This is a genomic window from Sulfurospirillum multivorans DSM 12446 (assembly GCF_000568815.1).
Lineage (GTDB): Bacteria > Campylobacterota > Campylobacteria > Campylobacterales > Sulfurospirillaceae > Sulfurospirillum > Sulfurospirillum multivorans.
Genome location: NZ_CP007201.1, coordinates 2,312,144 through 2,328,579, shown reverse-complemented (window position 1 = coordinate 2,328,579; position 16,436 = coordinate 2,312,144). Strand labels below are relative to the sequence as shown.

The window sequence follows — 16,436 nt, the reverse complement described above, 5'->3', positions numbered from 1 at the left end:
AGGAGTTTCTATGTTAAAACTATTTTTAACTAGTGTTATTTTAAGTGCAAGCTTGCTTGCAGGAGAGATTAGTGTTGCGGTTGCTGCCAATTTGACGGATGCGGTTGAGTCGCTTAAAACGGAGTTTGCTAAAACAAACCCAGCGATCAAAGTCAATACCGTTTTAGGTGCCAGCGGCAAATTTACTACCCAAATTAAAAACGGTGCTCCCTTTGATGTTTTCTTAAGTGCCGATATGAAATTCCCTGAAAGCTTATATGCGGATGGCATTGCTGTGACAAAACCTGTTGTCTATGCGAGTGGCGCTTTAGCTATGGTGAGTACACGAGGTCTTGATTTAAGTAAAGGTCTTGCGCTACTTACAGATCCAAAAGTCGAGAAAGTAGCGATTGCCAATCCAAAAACAGCGCCGTATGGAACTGCCAGTATTGAAGCATTTAAAAACGCAAATGTTTTAGATAAAGTTGAGCCAAAATTGGTTCAAGGCGATAGTATTGGACAAGCATTACAATTTTCATTGACAGCGGCTGATGTTGGTTTTGTTAATGCGTCTGCTTTTTACAGCGACAAAATGAAAGAGTACAAAAAAGGAGTTCAATGGGTTGATGTTGATCCAAAACTCTACAAACCTATTGCTCAAGGTATCGTTCTTTTAAAACAAGCAGAGAAAAATGCTGATGCAAAAGCGTTCTATGACTTTGTTCTCAGCGCTAAAGCAAAAGAAGTCTTTAAAAATTATGGATATGTGGTCAATGAATAGACTTAGTGCCGTTGTGACGCATATTGAGGGCGAGCAAAATCTTCATATCATTAGTTTCGATTATGAAGGTGTGAGCCTAAAAATGATGGGTCTTGATCTGCCAAAGGGTTTACATGTAAACGCACATGTCACCCTTGGCATCAAGCCTTCGCATGTTGCCATTGCGAAAAATCTTCGAGGTGAGCTCAGTTATGCTAACCAACTTCCTGCGACGATTGTGAGCATCGAAAATGGAAAATTGCTCAGCACTATTCTTTTACATGTAAACGGAAATGAGGTGCAAAGTTTTATCACGTTAAGCTCTTCAACGCGGATGAATCTTCAAAAAAACGATGAGGTTACGTTGCTTATCAAAGCAAGCGAGCTGTTTGTTTTGGAGGTGCTCAATGCTTGAAAAGCTGATGGCATTGGAGTTTACCCCTTTTCTCATTTCATTTAAACTCGCGTCCATTACCACCGCAATTCTCTTTGTGATTTCCCTTTTTATCGCTTGGAATTTATCGCAAAGCAAATCGCGATTCAAACCTGTTTTTGAGTCCATTACTGCGCTTCCAATTGTTTTGCCTCCCTCCGTTTTGGGCTTTTACATTCTCTATGCACTCTCGTTTCACTCACCCATTGGGCAATTTTTCCAAGATGTTTTTGGTCTGAAATTGGTTTTTAACTTCACAGGACTTGTGGTCGCAAGCTGTTTTTATTCGCTTCCTTTTATGGTGCAACCGCTTCAAAGTGGTTTTGAAGCATTGCCTAAAAATATGTTGGAAGCCTCATATATCGCGGGTAAAAATAGACTTCAAACACTTCTGTTTGTAGCACTTCCCAATATCAAATCTTCATTAATGACGGCGATTGTCATTACCTTCGCCCATACGGTTGGCGAGTTTGGTGTCGTTTTGATGGTGGGTGGAAGCATTCCTGGTGAAACAAAAGTGGCGTCGGTAGCAATTTATGAGATGGTCGAAATTATGGATTATACGAGTGCGCATATTTACAGTGGAATTATGGTAAGTCTTAGCTTTTTGGTGCTGCTGTTGGTATATATGTTTAACCGCAATCAAAGCCATCATGTAGGAGGGCTTTCATGATAGAAATTGATGTTCACAAAGAGCTTTTAGGCTCTATGGGCAAGATGGAGCTGGATGTCAACCTTAGCATTGAGAGCAAAAATTTTGTGGCGCTTTCAGGTCAAAGTGGTAGTGGTAAAACGACACTGCTTCGCATTCTCGCAGGGCTTGAAAATGCACAAGGTAAAATTAGGGTCGATGATGAGCTATGGCTTGATGGTGCGAACTGCTTAGCGCCTCAGCAACGAGGTATCGGGTTTGTTTTTCAAGACTACGCTCTGTTTCCCAATATGAGCGTTTTGGAAAATCTTCTTTTTGTGCGCAAAGACAGAGAACTAGCCAAACAGCTTTTAGAGTTGACTGAGCTTGCAGAGCTAGCAAGTCGTAAGCCTGCAACGTTGTCGGGCGGTCAAAAGCAACGCGTGAGTTTGTGCCGCGCGATGATGAATAGACCCAAGCTCCTTTTGATGGATGAACCGCTCTCTGCGCTTGATCCAACCATGCGCAACAAATTGCAACATGAGATTTTAACGCTTCATAAAAACTTTGGTACGACGACCATTATGGTCAGTCATGATCCGAGTGAAATTTACCGTTTGAGTTCACGCGTTGTGGTTCTTTCACAAGGTAAAGTGATGCAAGATGGCGATGCAAAAAGTGTACTACTTCGCACCCAAGGCAGTCAAAAATTCTCTTTTGAGGGAGAGCTTTTGGACATTGTGAAGGTTGATGTCATATACATCGCGATCATCGCCATTGGTCAGCAGATCGTCGAAGTGGTCCTTGATGGCGGTGAGGCGAATGATTTACATGTAGGCGACATCGTCAGCATTGGAACGAAAGCATTTGCCCCTATGATTCAACGATTGAAGGAAAAATCATGAAAAAAATCTTAGTATTTTTATGTGTGGCACTGTTAAGCCATGTGTGTGCAGATGATCTTAAAATTGCCGTGGGAGCAGGGTACAAAAAACCCGTTGTGGAAGTGCTCAAAGCGTACGAAGCGAGTGGGAATGGAAAGATAGACGCGATGTATGGCAATATGGCGCAGATTTTTGCCCATGCCAAACAGGCTGAAATTTCCTTAGTGATAGCCGATAAGAAATTTCTTGAGAAGCAAAAAGAGCTGAGTTTTGCGACGTATCAAACCATTGGCACGGGAGTCGCAGTTATCGCGTATGCCAAAGGAGTGAGTTTTGATAGCATCGAAGATCTCACCAAAGAGAGTATTAAAAGCATTGCTATGCCTGAAGCCAAAAAAGCGATTTATGGCGATGCAGGTATGGAATTTTTAAACAATGCAAAGCTGTATGCGCGTGTCAAAGAGAAGCTTTTGGTTGTAGCGACAGTGCCACAAGTGAGTTCGTATGTCGCCACACACGAGGTGGATGTGGGCATTATGAACCTTACTGCAGCGCTGGATAGCATCGATAAAATGGGTGGCTACATCAAAATCCCACAAACCTATTACACGCCCATTGAGATCGTTGCAGGAAGTTTAAGTACCTGCGAAGCCGATCAAGCGTGTCAAGCATTTGTTGCTTTTTTGAAAACACCTAAAGCGAAAGAGATATTTACAAAATATGGGCTATGAAATGGTTCAGGTTTGGCACCCTTTGGTGCTAAGCCTGAAAACCATCGGTGTGGTTGCACTCCTTTTGGTTTTTTTGGGTATACCACTTTCTTATTATCTCTCCAAAGAAGAGCTAAAATACAAATGGCTTCTTGAAACACTCGTGACGCTTCCCTTGATCTTTCCACCCATTGCGATTGGTTTTTTACTGCTGCTTCTTTTAGGAAAACAGGGCTGGATTGGAAGCTATTTTAATGCGATGGGCATACGTTTTATCTTTGAATTTAAAGGACTTGTGATCGCGGGGTTTGTTGCCGCGCTTCCTTTGATGGTCAAGCCACTTCAATCTGCCATCGAACTTTTCCCCAAAACCATTAAAGAAGCCGCCTATATGGGTGGTAGAAGCAGGTTTTATACCTTTATTTTTATTATCCTTCCCTGCATTAAAAAAAGTGTGGTAGCGGCACTTTTAATTGCTTTGGCTCGTGCTTTGGGCGAAGTAGGCATTACGTTGATGCTTGGAGGAAATTTAATCGGCAAAACCGATACGATCTCGCTTGCCATCTACAATGCCGTTTTTGATGGCGAATACCGCTTGGCACTGCTCTTGTGTGCGATTCTTATCGTCATCTCGTTGGCGGTTTTTACAGCGCTGCATTTTTTTCAAAAAGAGGAGCAGTTTCTTTAATTTTCTTGTGTTACAATATTATAATTTAGTAAAGGTTTGCTTATGATGGATATGATACGTGAAGATGTCGGTTTGATCGACATGACCACGGTTGGATTAGATATTGGGTCTCACAAAGCCAAGATTTCGTTTGCTTCTAAAGAGCCTATCGTGCTGTGTGGGGTAGAGTTTGTTACGGAGATGTGTCAAAAGCTCGGACTTGAAACCTATGCCTACAAAGCGTGTGGCGATAGACTAGAAGCAGGTGAGCTGATCTTAGAAGCGTATGGTAGAGCGGACGCGACGCACAAAGCATGGAAAGTCTCTCAAAATATTTTAGAGTTTTTAAGCGGTATTGCGACCAAAACCAACACAATGATCACCCTTGCGCGCGAAGTTAATCCTAAAATTGAACTCTTAACCACCCGTAAAATTTTCCCTCGCACCAAAGAGTTAGCCCTCAAAGCGGTCTACGCAGGAGGTGGGGCACATCATCGTTTGGGGTTGTATGACTCGGTTTTAGTTTTTAAACAACATCGTGTCTTTTTTGAGAGCGACGCGGCGTTTGAAGCACAATTTGCCAAAATGAAGCAGAAGTATTTGGAAAAAAAGATTGTCGTGGAAGTGGATAGTTACGAAGAGGCACATTATTTTGCGACACTGGGAACGCAGATACTTCAATGTGAAAAGATGAGTTTTGAAACACTGGAACGTTGTGTGGCACTCAAAGAAGAGTTTCCGCATCTGCTTCTCTCCGCCACAGGCGGCATTGGTGAGCAGAACATTGTTGCGTATGCCAAAACGGGGGTTGATTTTATTGTCACCTCTTCGCCGTATCATGCAAAACCTGCCGACATTAAAGTCGTGATCTCAAAAGAGGGTTAATGCAGACCATTGAGCAGATATTTGCTGCGGAGGTTGAAGAGAAAAAGTCGACATTCTTAGCATACCTCTGCCCAATGAGCGACTTTGACGCTTTACATGTAAAGCTCAAAAGTGACCATCCCAAAGCGGCACACATTGTCTGGGCAAAGCGTTTTTTCAATGAATTTCGCCAAATTGTGGAAAATAATAGCGATGATGGCGAACCCAAAGGCACCTCGGGACCTCCTGTTTTAAATGTGATGCGAGGGGTTGAACTGGTTAATGCTGGGCTGTTGATTGTGCGCTATTTTGGTGGCATAAAGCTCGGTACAGGTGGATTAGTGCGAGCCTATGGAAGCAGTGCCAAAGAGGTCATTGCCGCGGCTTCGCTCATCCCATTTGTTTTCAAAGAGATCTTTACATGTAAAACAGATTATCCGCTTGTGCCGCGGTTTGAACACTACAGCTTGCATCATGCATTACATGTAAAGCATCGGGAGTTTCAAAGTGATGGTGTTGTGTGGGAGATAGAGATGAGTGAAGAGGAGAAAGCGCAGTTTTTAGACTTTGCTCTCCCTTTTGAACGCGATGGATTTAAACGCTTAAAGCTCGATAGCCTCGACTTCAATCGTTAAATTGACGGTGTCATCGACCGTGAGTCCGCCACCTTCTAAGATTTTATTCCAAACAAGTCCAAAGTCTTTACGGTTGAGTTTACCCTCTAACGTAAAACCGACTCTTTGATGCCCTTGAAAATCTTTGATCACGCCATGAATTTTGCTCTCAAGTACCACATCTTTGGTAATACCATGAATCGTGATTTTGCCGTGTACTTTTCCATCTTTCATGGATGTCATCACAAAATCAATCGTTTTAAATTTTTTCACATCAAAGAAATCAGCACTTCGTAAGTGGTCATCTCTTTTGGTAATGCCCGTATCAATGGACGCCACTTCAATCTTTGCGCCCAGTTTGTTAAAGACTTTTTTCTCTGCATCAAAGTCAATGTCTGCCGTGTACGCGTTGAAATTGCCTTTCACATTGGAGATCATCATGTGTTTGATAGAAAAGCCAATATTGGAGTGCGCATTGTCGATGATAAACTCTTTCGCCTGCGCAAAAGAGAGAAGGAGGGTGGTCGCCATAAGGAGTCTTAAGAGGTGTTTCATAGGTCTGTCCTTTTGATAAAATCTATGAAAAGTATAGTTGTATGACGCTTATGGCTTTCGTATTATGTAAAAGTAATGTTTTACTTTAAGAGAGTGTTTGAAAAATACCCAAAGAGTTGAAATGTGCCCGCACTGCAGATACCTGCAACCACACCGGCTAGCATATCGTCTCCCATAACGCCCCAACCACCTTTGACATCTTTGTCGATCTTGCCAATGAGTGAAGGTTTCCAAATGTCAAACAGACGGAAAAAAGCAAAGCTGAGTACGATTTGAAAGAGGGTGCCTGAGCTTAAAATCAGCGCAATCCACACGCCCACCACTTCGTCAATAACAATGCGACCATCGTCGTGATTGCCACTGGTTGCTTCATACGCATTGATCTGTTTAACCGCCATCAGCGTAAAAAGAATGCTCAAAAGTACGAGCGTTTCCATGGAAATATAGCGAATAATTCCCGCTCCCAAAATAACCGCAAGCAAAGAACCTGCCGTTCCAGGCGCTTTGGGCGAGAGCCCTGTGTAGAAAAAAGTCAAAAAAGCATTTGGCATAACGATCCTATGTGTGTAGTTTAGTGGTTGAATTGTAGCATAAGACTTCTTGCAAAACTCATTTTGCAAGAAGAAAAAGCGCCAAAGGTGCGTGAGCTTTCTGCCGAAGAAAACGCAGTGTTAACGTAGTCTTTAGAGCTTTGCTTTAAAGACGTGTCAAGAGTTCTGTAAGAACTCTATATATTCAAGCGCTTCTTAGGCGTATTTTTGCAGTTCCATCTGAAGCTTTGCGGTAATCTCTTTTTCGCGCTGTTCGATGTAGTTTGCTATCATGCGGCTTATGCCTTCGTTGGGCACAATGTGAATGCAGTATCGAAAAGAGTTTGTATAGGAGATAATATTCACAACCTTCCCATTGATGGAGTCCTTTTCGTCTTGAAGCTCAAACTCCAACAACACATCTTCGCCTGCATGAAGTCCCTCTTTTTCATTGCTTAAAATGCTCAAGCCTTTGGTTGAAATGTCATGGAGAATGCCGTTTAAATAAAGTGCGTCTGATTGATACAACGCGATGTTTGATGTTTTGGAAGGATAAACGCGCACCCCTTCTCGTTGAAGTGCGGGCATGCTTTGGACGTATCTAAAATTAGTCAAGGTGACGTGATTGGTTTTGAAAGCAATGTGAACAATATCGGCTTTGAGATGGTTGGGAAAATAGCTATTTTTCACAAGAAACGCTTGATTTTCTAAAAGCATGGCTATTTCTTGCAGTGGGCTCATTTGAAACGTTACATTTGCATCCAAAATCTCTACAACCGTTGCTTCTGAGCTGATAGGAATGCCCTCATAAAGGTTGAGGCAGTAGATGTTTTTTTGATTTTCGACGAGCATTTGCTGAAAGATATTCATCATTTCATAACGTGGCGATAAGAGAACATCATTGCTGAGATCACTTTGAAACGCTTTTGAGGGCATTTTCCCCATCACATCCGTATAATCAATCACGGCATCGCTCTGCAACGAAAGAGCATTGGCATGCAAGGCAAGGGAGTCAATCAGCTGGTAAAGACGCTCACATAGAAGCTCAACGTTCAAAGGTATCGAATGTGTTTGTGCAAAGATAACAGAGTGTTCAAGCACATAAACCATCGATTTTTGTATCACAAAGTCTATGGAAGGGTGGTCTTGACGCAGTGCTAGGAAAATCTTTTCATACAAAAGAGGTGCATCTTGCGTGTTTAGGAGGCTTTGTGTTAGAGCGATCGCCATCTCTTTTGCACTATGAGCTTCGATGGTTGGATCGAATTTGGTGCATAAGGAGGTGAAAAAATCTTCAAAGAGAGGCTTAAACTCTTTTAAAAAAAGCGCTAAACTCTCTTCTAACTTTTGAGTGTCGTTGTTCAAAAAAGCATTGGTTTTCATGATTGAGATCCATCAGTGTTTTGATTGAAGACGCACTTATTATATCAGAATTCAGCGCGAAGCGAATAGGAAAAAGCATTCTCCCACAAAGTGGGAAAATGCTCTAGATAAGAGGGGTTATGTCAGTGAAGTGGTTTGGTGTAAACGCATCAGTTCAAGGTAGAAATCACGTTCATCATGGTTCTCTAAAAGTCCGCTGTTAGGGAAAATGGCGTCATAAATCTTTCCAATATTTTCAAAACGATTTTTAAAGAGGTCACTTAAAAGCAGTGCTGAAATATCTTTGCGCATAAAAATAGCAGGTGGAAGCATTCCCACTTTTAAAATCTCAAGCAACGACTCAGCATGATACTTGATATGATGGTGTCCACCGTGCGGGCAAGTGTTGGTACTGACCAGTGTTTTGCACTCATTGCAGTAGACAAATTCAGTGATAATCTCAATATCAATCTCTAAATCTTCGTAATGATCCAAAATAGACTTCATCTCATTTTGATCGTAATAGACGCCAATACCGCTGTGATGTTGTCCTAGAACGAGCTTATTACATCCGAAATTTGAGGCACAAATGGCATCTAAAACAGCGTTCTTATAACTGGTAAAGAGGTAAGTGTTTTCAAAGGGAACGATTACGACACGGTTTTTTGGCAAATAGTTATCGACAAAATATTGCAACGCCTTCAGACGCAACTCATAGGAGAGAAGGTCTTGTTTATAAGGTTTGAGCAAAAAGATAACGAGCATATCGCACTTCTCAAGGGTAATACGAATAACGCGCTCATGGGCTCTGTGAAACGGCTTTGCGTTGATCATCATGGCTGAGACGTTTTTGGCTCCGAGTTGTGCTTTGGCATCAGCAATTTTATTTTTGACATTTTTAATGTCCTCAAATTGCAGTTCATACTCACCACACACAGCGATATCACCCAGGCGCTTGAGAAATGTTTGTGTCTCAGGATTTGAGACGTCATAGGTTCCAAAAATTTGCTCGATGCGCTTTTTTTTATCGACCTCAAAAACTTCATCCACGATGATGGTGCCTTTGATTTTGCCATCCACCACAAAATCAAGAGGTTCTCCTTGATACGCTGTGGTTAACACCTCTCTGTTTTTTTCACCGGCGGGCGCTATGATAAAGGGGAAAGGGAAAGGCTTGCCTTTGTAGTAACCACTCTCTTCAACCTCTTTGGCTTCTGCGCTGTTCATCAGCTTATCAACAGGGTGCAATATACCCTCTTTTGCCAAGGCAAGGGTTGCTAAAAATTCTTTATCTAAAAAGAGTTGTCGGTTATTTTTTCTTGTTGATTCCATACTTCTTCCTTTTCTCCCAAAGACTTTTACGTGATATTCCTAATTTTTTAGAGAGTTCCGTGTCAGGGAATTTATTTTGAAAATTGAAAATGACATATTTGACATAATCATCAATACACAAAATATCACCTTGGTCTAAGATTTTACTGTCGGTATTGATTTCGATTTTTGAAAAGTCACTTTCTTCATTAGGATCAGTGCTACAAATAATAGCATGTTTGCCTTCCAGGACGTTATAGATTTTGAGTTTTTCACTTTTTTTGAGATTTTGAAGATCAATAATGTAGAGTAATTCCTCATTTCCACTGCGTGCGATCTTTTCGTAGACATTGCTTTGTGTCAAAGAGATAAAGGTAAACGTCTCATTTTGCGTCTGAGCATAGTTGAAAACAAGTGCATCCGCATGTTTTTGAAAATTGGTTTTGATCAGAACTGGGAATTTTATTTTTTTATCAAGAGGCTCCAGATTAGCGCTACTAAAGAGGTTTTTAACATACTCTTTGTACGTTTCGTTCTCTTTTTTGAGGTTTTTAAAATCGCTTAAGTGTTGGAGTTTTCGGATCAACTCTTCGATCATAAAAGGCTTTTGAATGTAATCACATGCACCTGCTTTGATCGGATTGGTGACCGTATCGTTACTGATATACGAGATCATCAAGATAATGATGGAAGAGCGATGCTTTTCGATCACAGGGTAAAAATTTTGTCCAGAAATGTTGGTTGAGAGGAGTATGGCATCGTATTTTTCATCTTTAAGTGCATCTTTGATGCTGGTAGCGATCTCACATACATGTCCAATTTCCATCAACTTAGAGGCAATACTTTGCGCGAGATAAATCTCGTTTTCAACGATTAAAATCTTCATACATTCGTCCAATCATAATATTTTAATGTAGCCGTTGCACTGACAGCAACACCTTCTTCTCTTCCCACAAATCCTAATTTTTCCGTTGTCGTTGCTTTGACATTGACGTGGATGGGAGAGAGTTCCATAATGTCGGCAAGACAAAAACGCATCTTATCCTTAAAAGCACTTAAGCGTGGAAACTCTGCCATAACGCACACATCACAATGAACAATTTCAAATCCTACCTTGGCTAAAAAAGCGCAGACCTCTTTGAGGAGAAGTTTTGAATCAACATTTTTATAACGTGGGTCACAATCGGGGAAAAGTTCACCAATGTCACCCGCACCCGCAGCACCTAAAAGCGCGTCAATCAGCGCATGAATCGCGACATCACCATCGGAATGTGCCTTAAACCCTGTCGTTGGGTGCACCTCCACACCGCCAAGCATCATCACTTTTCCCTCTTCATAGGCGTGTACATCAAAACCGTACCCCACGAAAATGTTGGAGGAAGGCGCTTTAAGGCAGGAGATAGTAGCACTATCTTCTTTACATGTAAGCTTTTTTGCCTCAGGATTTCCTAAAACATACACTACCTTTCCACCCATCGCTTTAATCGCACTGCTATCATCCGTGTAGATCGTGCCTGTTTGCAGGGCTTTTTTGAGCATGTCGGTGCGTGAGAGTTGTGGGGTTTGGATGAGTTTTATCTGATCACGGTTGATCGTCTGCTCTTCGTAAACAACGGTGTCCACAACAGTGAGGTAGGGGACAACACAGTCTGCATGTTCTTTCTCATCAAGGATTCGATCTATCATGGCTTGGTCGATACACGCTCGTGCGATGTCGCTGACGAGGACATAGGTCGTCTTTACATGTAAAAGGGCATTGGCAAGCGACTCTTGTCTGGTTTCGCCGCCTTTGACAAAGGTAATCGTATCGCTAAATTTTTGGGCATAGAAGTGCTCATCGGGTGAGGTTGTCACTATAATGTGTTGAAAAGAAGAAAGCTGTTGAAGATTTTGGGTTGCAAAAAGCCATAATGGAGTTTCATCTATGCGTAACCACTGTTTTTTAACACGTTGGTTAAAGCGCGTCGAACTTCCTGCTCCTAACATCACAAGCGTTAAATCGGGCAAACTTTGTCCTTTTTTCTGAAGTGTTACAATATTATACATTTTGAAAGCTTTTTTTTATCTTTTTTGTGTTAAATTCTGCCATCACTTAAGCATAAAGGTCAAAAAAATGTTAAATAAAGATACTGTTTTAAGCGCGTTAGGTGGCGTAAAATACCCAGGTTTTGATAAAGATATTGTGACATTTGGTTTTGTTAAAGATATCGATATTTCTGATAATAATGTCTATATAGAAGTGGAAATTGTCTCTTCAAGTAAAGAGGTTAGTGACGAATTAAAAAGTAAAATCGAGAAGGCAGTTGCCGCCATTGGCGCAAGTCGTGTCGATGTTGTGGTTAAGCAACCAAAGCCTCCTGTTGAGAAAAGCAACTCACAATCTGGTAAAAACATGGCACCTCACATCAAAAATTTCGTTATGGTAAGCTCAGGAAAAGGCGGTGTGGGTAAAACAACCACTACCGTAAACTTAGCGATTGCACTTGCGAGTCAAGGCAAAAAAGTAGGGCTTTTGGACGCCGATATTTATGGACCAAACGTGCCTCGTATGATGGGTGTGGTAGATACGCATCCTGAAATTGTAGGACAAAAAGTCAAACCTATCGTTGCGTATGGCGTTGAGATGATGAGTATGGGCTCCTTAATGGAAAATGGTCAGTCGCTTATCTGGAGAGGTGCAATGGTCATGAAAGCGATCGAGCAACTCTTACGCGACATCTTGTGGAGTGATTTGGATGTTTTATTTATTGACATGCCTCCAGGAACCGGTGATGCACAATTAACTTTGGCGCAAAGTGTGCCTGTAACAGCAGGTATTTGTGTCACAACGCCGCAACAAGTCGCCCTTGATGATACCGAGCGAAGTTTAGATATGTTCCAAAAATTGCACATTCCAATCGCTGGAATCATGGAAAATATGAGTGGATTTATCTGTCCTGAGACGAAGAAAGAGTATGATATCTTCGGTAAAGGAACGACCAAACCATTGGCGGATAAGTTTGAAACCATCGTCATTGGTGAGATTCCTATTGAGCCTGCTGTTCGCGAAGGTGGAGATGCTGGAAAACCTGTGAGCTTCTTTCATCCTGAGAGTGAAACAGCAAAGCGTTATCAAGCATCTGCTCGCAAATTGTGGGAGTGCATTGAAAAAGTCAATGCAGAGGGGGGCGCTAGCAATGAAGCGATTCAACCAACGATGGGCATTAACGGAGCACCCAGTGCCTGTTCAAGTACAAAAAAATAAGCATTAAAAGGAGAAGAGATGGCGTTACGCGTGAGTATTGATGAAGCAGATTTTAAAGCATTGGTTCAAGAGATTGAAGCACAAGAGGGGTATAAAAAACCGATTGGTTTTGGTATCGCTAGAGTCGATCGCGGGCAATTGAATCCTGAGAAAATTTTACAAGCAAACTTTCCTGTTATTAACTGGAATGAAAACTTTGGAAGTGCTGCTATTTTAATTGCAGCACTTCAAGAAAGTGGTGTTGTTGTGGATTTTACCAGCAGTGAATTTGTGTATGATGTCAAGAAAAAATTTGTCAAAAATGCGATGAACGCGTTTACGCCTTATCTCAATCTTGCTTTGGGTGACGCGCATAAAAATGTTCAAGTGATTAAAACACTGGACTGGATCGCGCAAACAGAGAAGCTTAAAAAAGATTACCGTATTGTCTTTTTGTTTGAAGATGATGCCCCTTTGAGTCCAGAAGCCGTTTACTTGAAGCTTTACGCTCTTTCAACGGGAAAAGCTCCGATTCGCTCACTGAATCTCACCGGTGCATTTGGTGTGCTAGAGAATGTGGCATGGTCACTAGGACAACCGATTGAACTTGAATGGCTGAGAATGCACGAAGTTGAGATGAAACTCTTGGGTGAGTTCCCACTCATCGAGTCAGTCGATAAATTTCCACGTTTCTTAGCGCATATCATCCCAGCTGATAATACCCGCATCTTAGACGCCAGTAAAGTCAGAATGGGCGCACACCTGCATGCAGGAACGACCATTATGCCAGGTGCGAGTTATGTCAACTTCAATGCTGGCACGACGGGTGCTGTCATGGTAGAAGGGCGCATTAGCTCTTCCGTGGTTGTAGGTCGTGGCAGTGATGTCGGTGGTGGAGCAAGCATCTTAGGCGTGCTCAGTGGCACCAACGGCAATCCTGTGAGCATTGGTGAAAACACACTGCTTGGCGCTAACTCAGTCACGGGAATTCCTTTGGGAAATGGATGTATCGTCGACGCTGGTATTGCAATTTTGGAAGGAACGAAAATTGGGGTGAGTGCAAGTGAGCTTACGAAGATTATCGAAGCGAATCCTAAAGTAAAACTTAAAAAAGCAGGTAAAGAGGAGATGCACTTCTTTAAAGGCTTGGAGCTTTCAGGGTTAAATGGCATTCATTTTCGCCAAAATAGCTTAAATGGCATGATCGTCGCCGTTAGAAGTAAACGCGAGATTAAACTTAACAGTGAGCTTCATTAAATGTAGGATGAGGGAAACTTTTTAACGAAGTTTCCCCGTTGTTTCATTGTGTTTTTCTGCCCATAGCAATGCGATAAGCTGATAGGTCTGCGCTGTTCGTGCATTCTTGGTCTCAAGAGCTTTATTACACCCTTCACACTGCTCAATCTGAGCTGAGAGTTGATCCATATTCATAAAAACAAAGTGTTCACTTTTACGTTGACACTCTTCTTCACTGCATCTAGGACGCTCTTGTTTCATGGTATCTCCTTGTTAGGAAAATGATAAAATCAAAAAAAGAGGCTTTATAAGGATAAAGTTAGGAATATGATAGGAAGAAAATACCAAGCTACAACTGAAAGAAAATGATTAATGGTTCTTTAAAAGGGATTTATTGAAATTTTCAGCCCATTTTGTTGAAATTTTCATATACGTTTCATGCGCGATGGGATCATCTTTTAAGATCCAATTACCACAGGTGGAACATCTCGTCGCATACTCTTCAAGCTCTGCTAAGCTCATGCCATCGACTGCTTTGAGACGTGCTTTGCACTCAGAAAGCGAGCATTTAAGGGGTGAGCTACTCATCGAAAAACTCCTTGGAATATTTTAATTTATTGTAGCACATTAAAAAAAGTAATTATGTGTTGATTATAAGTAAATGAGACAGTTCCGTCCACTCTCTTTGGCTTTATACAACGCGTCATCCGCACGTTTAATCACCTCTTGAGGTGTGTTGCCTTTGGCGGAGAGTGCCACACCAATGCTAACAGAGAGTCGTTCTTTTTTAAGGGAGGTGGCTTTAAGTTTCTCTTTAGGCGCTTTTTCGGGACGATTTTTATCGCGAATGACAAAACCACGTCTGAAAATATGCTCTCGTACCTCTTCAAGCGCCATAATACACTCCTCTTTTTTCTTCCCATTAAATAAAATGGTGAACTCTTCGCCACCGTAACGGTACGCCTTTCCGCCATTTTTGACATGGCTGATCTCTTTGGCGACGAGCTTTAAAACGTCATCGCCTATATCGTGTCCAAAGGTGTCATTAAACTTTTTAAAGAAGTCGATGTCGACCATGGCGATGATGTAGTTAGAACCTAGGCGCAAGAAACGCTCTTCCAATGCGCGCCTTGAAGGAATGCCAGTGAGCGTGTCAATGTATGCCATACGGTACGCATCATGAACGAGTGCCGCAATCGCTATGAGTGACGCCACAAGGCAGAAGAGAATGAAATGGTTGCTCTCTTGCAAAAAGAGCAGGGGAATCATCTGCGCGACAAGCATCCAAAATGGGGCTTTTTGGCTTTGAACTTCAAAAAGCATTGAGATTAAAAAGATAAACAGCAGCGATACAATCGCAATAATCAGGGTAAAATCGCTGGCTTTTGCAAGACCTTGAAGGCTTACATGTAAAATGGGGGTATCGAGTGCTTTTTGCATCGTTGGTGAAAAATATTTAAGTCCCGCATAACCAATGCCAAGGATGATCAGACCAATGCTGGTACGTAGTGCTCCAAACGAGCTAAACAGTCCACGCTCTTGCAGTGCATAAATCAGCAAGTATCCAAGCGCTGTGATCAGAGGCACCATATGCCAAAACGCTGAAACACCCAGTTTGGTAAAAAGGGTTGTGGGAAAGGCTAAACAGAGTGCAAAAAAGAGAGGAAAAAGCAGGAGGACAAAGAGTTTGCTTTTATTGAAATAGACACTTAACGCGATCCCAATCAGTAAAAAAACAAAGGTACTCTGCCAGATAAAGTAATAAGCATATGTGGGAATGAGCTCTAGTTCTACCACTAATAGTGCGAAGATAATCATCCCTAAACAGAGTGCATGAAAAGTCGAAAGAGCGTCTGTGAGTCGTTGCATTTCAATCCCTGTTTTTTTGCGATTATAGCGAAATTAGCTCATACTCCCATAAATTACCCATAAGCGGTGCGTGAAGATGAGGTTTTCCTAACAGCAATTTTACCACTTCTGTGCTTTGAATAGAGGCGGCAAAGCATACGGTGAAAGAAGGATTGCCTGAACGCTTTTCTGCTCCATCGCCTTTTTGAAGGTAGAGTTGGTCGAGGGAAGAAGAGGTTGAAAACTGGCTGTAATAGCCAGCAATCGCGCCATGCACAAAAGGTTTTTGTTCTTTGAGACAGAGATTGGCAAGGAGGCATTTCAGATCAGGATTGTCCAGTGCATCCACCACGACATCGGCTTCTTGGAGAAGATGAGTGTCTTTTTGTGGGTCAAAAAAAGCTGTTATTGTTTTTACATGTAAAGCGGGGTTGATCTCTTCAAGTTTTTCTTTTAACACTTCGGCTTTCAAACGTCCTATCGTTTTGGGTGATGAAAAATTTTGACGATTGAGGTTATGCTCTTCAAAGACATCGCCATCGCATAATATGAGCTTTCCCACACCAATGCGTGTCAGCATTTCAGCCACAAAGCCACCCAAACCGCCACAGCCAATAATCAGCACGGTGGATTGAAAAAGGCGGTATTGCTCTTGTGTGGAGATGGTCTTTTGATTGCGTTTGTAGCGAAGCGGTAAAATATCATGCTTAAGCGCCATCTCTTCGACTTCTGCAAACTTACATGTAAAGCGTTCCATTGCCGCATAAGATGCTTGAAGCGGGAGAAATCCATCACAGGCTTGCTCTTTTAAAAAGGTTAAAAGTTCCAT

20 protein-coding genes are annotated in these 16,436 nt (G+C 42.0%); 10 read left to right on the top strand and 10 right to left on the bottom strand.

The window, feature by feature from the left end; all coding sequences use genetic code 11:
* The first annotated feature begins 10 nt into the window (after positions 1 to 10).
* The 8 genes from modA (SMUL_RS12035) to SMUL_RS12000 are packed head-to-tail and all read left to right on the top strand — an operon-like array spanning position 11 to position 5,563.
* Positions 11 to 760 carry a molybdate ABC transporter substrate-binding protein gene (gene modA / locus SMUL_RS12035; RefSeq protein ID WP_025345505.1) on the top strand — a complete coding sequence of 250 codons (750 nt, stop codon included), beginning with the start codon at positions 11 to 13 and terminating at the stop codon, positions 758 to 760.
* Entirely contained in the window at positions 753 to 1,154 is a 402-nt protein-coding gene (locus tag SMUL_RS12030; protein WP_025345504.1) for a TOBE domain-containing protein, read from the top strand. Before modA (SMUL_RS12035) ends, SMUL_RS12030 begins: the two co-directional genes overlap by 8 nt.
* The gene (modB, locus tag SMUL_RS12025; RefSeq protein WP_025345503.1) at positions 1,147 to 1,845 is read left to right on the top strand and encodes a molybdate ABC transporter permease subunit; all 699 of its coding nucleotides are present in this window, start codon (positions 1,147 to 1,149) and stop codon (positions 1,843 to 1,845) included. The genes SMUL_RS12030 and modB (SMUL_RS12025) overlap by 8 nt, the downstream gene beginning before the upstream one ends.
* Positions 1,842 to 2,708, top strand: a complete 867-nt coding sequence (locus SMUL_RS12020; protein ID WP_025345502.1) for an ABC transporter ATP-binding protein — start codon at positions 1,842 to 1,844, stop codon at positions 2,706 to 2,708. Before modB (SMUL_RS12025) ends, SMUL_RS12020 begins: the two co-directional genes overlap by 4 nt.
* A complete protein-coding gene (gene modA / locus SMUL_RS12015; protein ID WP_038533388.1) occupies positions 2,705 to 3,418 on the top strand; it encodes a molybdate ABC transporter substrate-binding protein in 714 nt (237 codons plus the stop codon). The genes SMUL_RS12020 and modA (SMUL_RS12015) overlap by 4 nt, the downstream gene beginning before the upstream one ends.
* A gap of 1 nt (position 3,419) precedes the next feature.
* Positions 3,420 to 4,085 (top strand): molybdate ABC transporter permease subunit, encoded by a 666-nt coding sequence (gene modB, locus SMUL_RS12010; RefSeq protein WP_223809701.1) that lies wholly within the window; start codon positions 3,420 to 3,422, stop codon positions 4,083 to 4,085.
* Between the two features lie 42 nt (positions 4,086 to 4,127).
* Entirely contained in the window at positions 4,128 to 4,949 is an 822-nt protein-coding gene (modD, locus tag SMUL_RS12005; RefSeq protein ID WP_025345499.1) for a ModD protein, read from the top strand.
* Positions 4,949 to 5,563: an IMPACT family protein gene (locus tag SMUL_RS12000; RefSeq protein WP_025345498.1), complete on the top strand. Its 615-nt coding sequence runs from the start codon at positions 4,949 to 4,951 to the stop codon at positions 5,561 to 5,563. The genes modD and SMUL_RS12000 overlap by 1 nt, the downstream gene beginning before the upstream one ends.
* Here the strand turns inward: SMUL_RS12000 and SMUL_RS11995 are convergent.
* The 6 genes from SMUL_RS11995 to SMUL_RS11970 all read right to left on the bottom strand — a co-directional run bounded on the left by SMUL_RS11995 (position 5,531) and on the right by SMUL_RS11970 (position 11,307).
* Complete coding sequence (locus SMUL_RS11995; protein WP_025345497.1) at positions 5,531 to 6,097, bottom strand: YceI family protein; 567 nt, start codon at positions 6,095 to 6,097, stop codon at positions 5,531 to 5,533. The genes SMUL_RS12000 and SMUL_RS11995 overlap by 33 nt on opposite strands.
* Before the next feature lie 80 nt (positions 6,098 to 6,177).
* Positions 6,178 to 6,648, bottom strand: coding sequence for a phosphatidylglycerophosphatase A family protein (locus tag SMUL_RS11990; protein ID WP_025345496.1), 471 nt, complete (start codon positions 6,646 to 6,648; stop codon positions 6,178 to 6,180).
* A gap of 195 nt (positions 6,649 to 6,843) precedes the next feature.
* Positions 6,844 to 8,010 carry a PilZ domain-containing protein gene (locus tag SMUL_RS16755; RefSeq protein ID WP_025345495.1) on the bottom strand — a complete coding sequence of 389 codons (1,167 nt, stop codon included), beginning with the start codon at positions 8,008 to 8,010 and terminating at the stop codon, positions 6,844 to 6,846.
* A 117-nt stretch (positions 8,011 to 8,127) separates the two neighbouring features.
* Positions 8,128 to 9,321 (bottom strand): sulfate adenylyltransferase, encoded by a 1,194-nt coding sequence (locus SMUL_RS11980; protein WP_025345494.1) that lies wholly within the window; start codon positions 9,319 to 9,321, stop codon positions 8,128 to 8,130.
* The gene (locus tag SMUL_RS11975) at positions 9,299 to 10,186 is read right to left on the bottom strand and encodes a response regulator (RefSeq protein ID WP_025345493.1); all 888 of its coding nucleotides are present in this window, start codon (positions 10,184 to 10,186) and stop codon (positions 9,299 to 9,301) included. The genes SMUL_RS11980 and SMUL_RS11975 overlap by 23 nt, the downstream gene beginning before the upstream one ends.
* On the bottom strand, positions 10,183 to 11,307 hold the full coding sequence (locus tag SMUL_RS11970) for a bifunctional 2-C-methyl-D-erythritol 4-phosphate cytidylyltransferase/2-C-methyl-D-erythritol 2,4-cyclodiphosphate synthase (RefSeq protein WP_025345492.1): 1,125 nt from the start codon (positions 11,305 to 11,307) through the stop codon (positions 10,183 to 10,185). Before SMUL_RS11970 ends, SMUL_RS11975 begins: the two co-directional genes overlap by 4 nt.
* A 106-nt stretch (positions 11,308 to 11,413) precedes the next feature.
* Here SMUL_RS11970 and SMUL_RS11965 point away from each other — a divergent pair, with 106 nt between their 5' ends.
* Complete coding sequence (locus tag SMUL_RS11965) at positions 11,414 to 12,544, top strand: Mrp/NBP35 family ATP-binding protein (RefSeq protein ID WP_025345491.1); 1,131 nt, start codon at positions 11,414 to 11,416, stop codon at positions 12,542 to 12,544.
* 18 nt (positions 12,545 to 12,562) lie between these two features.
* Positions 12,563 to 13,780 carry a tetrahydrodipicolinate N-succinyltransferase N-terminal domain-containing protein gene (locus SMUL_RS11960; protein WP_025345490.1) on the top strand — a complete coding sequence of 406 codons (1,218 nt, stop codon included), beginning with the start codon at positions 12,563 to 12,565 and terminating at the stop codon, positions 13,778 to 13,780.
* A 21-nt stretch (positions 13,781 to 13,801) separates the two neighbouring features.
* On the opposite strand, the gene SMUL_RS11955 is transcribed toward SMUL_RS11960, so the two are convergent.
* From SMUL_RS11955 to SMUL_RS11940, 4 genes are all read right to left on the bottom strand, one after another.
* A complete protein-coding gene (locus tag SMUL_RS11955) occupies positions 13,802 to 14,020 on the bottom strand; it encodes a hypothetical protein (protein ID WP_025345489.1) in 219 nt (72 codons plus the stop codon).
* Between the two features lie 108 nt (positions 14,021 to 14,128).
* Positions 14,129 to 14,347: a hypothetical protein gene (locus tag SMUL_RS11950; protein WP_025345488.1), complete on the bottom strand. Its 219-nt coding sequence runs from the start codon at positions 14,345 to 14,347 to the stop codon at positions 14,129 to 14,131.
* A gap of 63 nt (positions 14,348 to 14,410) precedes the next feature.
* A complete protein-coding gene (locus SMUL_RS11945) occupies positions 14,411 to 15,628 on the bottom strand; it encodes a GGDEF domain-containing protein (protein ID WP_025345487.1) in 1,218 nt (405 codons plus the stop codon).
* Positions 15,629 to 15,650: 22 nt separating this feature from the next.
* Entirely contained in the window at positions 15,651 to 16,436 is a 786-nt protein-coding gene (locus SMUL_RS11940; protein WP_025345486.1) for a HesA/MoeB/ThiF family protein, read from the bottom strand.

Coding starts and splice junctions, on each gene's coding strand:
- modA (WP_025345505.1), top strand. CDS start 11: ATGTTAAAACTATTTTTAACTAGTGTTATTTTAAGTGCAAGCTTGCTT.
- SMUL_RS12030 (WP_025345504.1), top strand. CDS start 753: ATGAATAGACTTAGTGCCGTTGTGACGCATATTGAGGGCGAGCAAAAT.
- modB (WP_025345503.1), top strand. CDS start 1,147: ATGCTTGAAAAGCTGATGGCATTGGAGTTTACCCCTTTTCTCATTTCA.
- SMUL_RS12020 (WP_025345502.1), top strand. CDS start 1,842: ATGATAGAAATTGATGTTCACAAAGAGCTTTTAGGCTCTATGGGCAAG.
- modA (WP_038533388.1), top strand. CDS start 2,705: ATGAAAAAAATCTTAGTATTTTTATGTGTGGCACTGTTAAGCCATGTG.
- modB (WP_223809701.1), top strand. CDS start 3,420: ATGGTTCAGGTTTGGCACCCTTTGGTGCTAAGCCTGAAAACCATCGGT.
- modD (WP_025345499.1), top strand. CDS start 4,128: ATGATGGATATGATACGTGAAGATGTCGGTTTGATCGACATGACCACG.
- SMUL_RS12000 (WP_025345498.1), top strand. CDS start 4,949: ATGCAGACCATTGAGCAGATATTTGCTGCGGAGGTTGAAGAGAAAAAG.
- SMUL_RS11995 (WP_025345497.1), bottom strand. CDS start 6,097: ATGAAACACCTCTTAAGACTCCTTATGGCGACCACCCTCCTTCTCTCT.
- SMUL_RS11990 (WP_025345496.1), bottom strand. CDS start 6,648: ATGCCAAATGCTTTTTTGACTTTTTTCTACACAGGGCTCTCGCCCAAA.
- SMUL_RS16755 (WP_025345495.1), bottom strand. CDS start 8,010: ATGAAAACCAATGCTTTTTTGAACAACGACACTCAAAAGTTAGAAGAG.
- SMUL_RS11980 (WP_025345494.1), bottom strand. CDS start 9,321: ATGGAATCAACAAGAAAAAATAACCGACAACTCTTTTTAGATAAAGAA.
- SMUL_RS11975 (WP_025345493.1), bottom strand. CDS start 10,186: ATGAAGATTTTAATCGTTGAAAACGAGATTTATCTCGCGCAAAGTATT.
- SMUL_RS11965 (WP_025345491.1), top strand. CDS start 11,414: ATGTTAAATAAAGATACTGTTTTAAGCGCGTTAGGTGGCGTAAAATAC.
- SMUL_RS11960 (WP_025345490.1), top strand. CDS start 12,563: ATGGCGTTACGCGTGAGTATTGATGAAGCAGATTTTAAAGCATTGGTT.
- SMUL_RS11955 (WP_025345489.1), bottom strand. CDS start 14,020: ATGAAACAAGAGCGTCCTAGATGCAGTGAAGAAGAGTGTCAACGTAAA.
- SMUL_RS11950 (WP_025345488.1), bottom strand. CDS start 14,347: ATGAGTAGCTCACCCCTTAAATGCTCGCTTTCTGAGTGCAAAGCACGT.
- SMUL_RS11945 (WP_025345487.1), bottom strand. CDS start 15,628: ATGCAACGACTCACAGACGCTCTTTCGACTTTTCATGCACTCTGTTTA.
- SMUL_RS11940 (WP_025345486.1), bottom strand. CDS start 16,436: ATGGAACTTTTAACCTTTTTAAAAGAGCAAGCCTGTGATGGATTTCTC.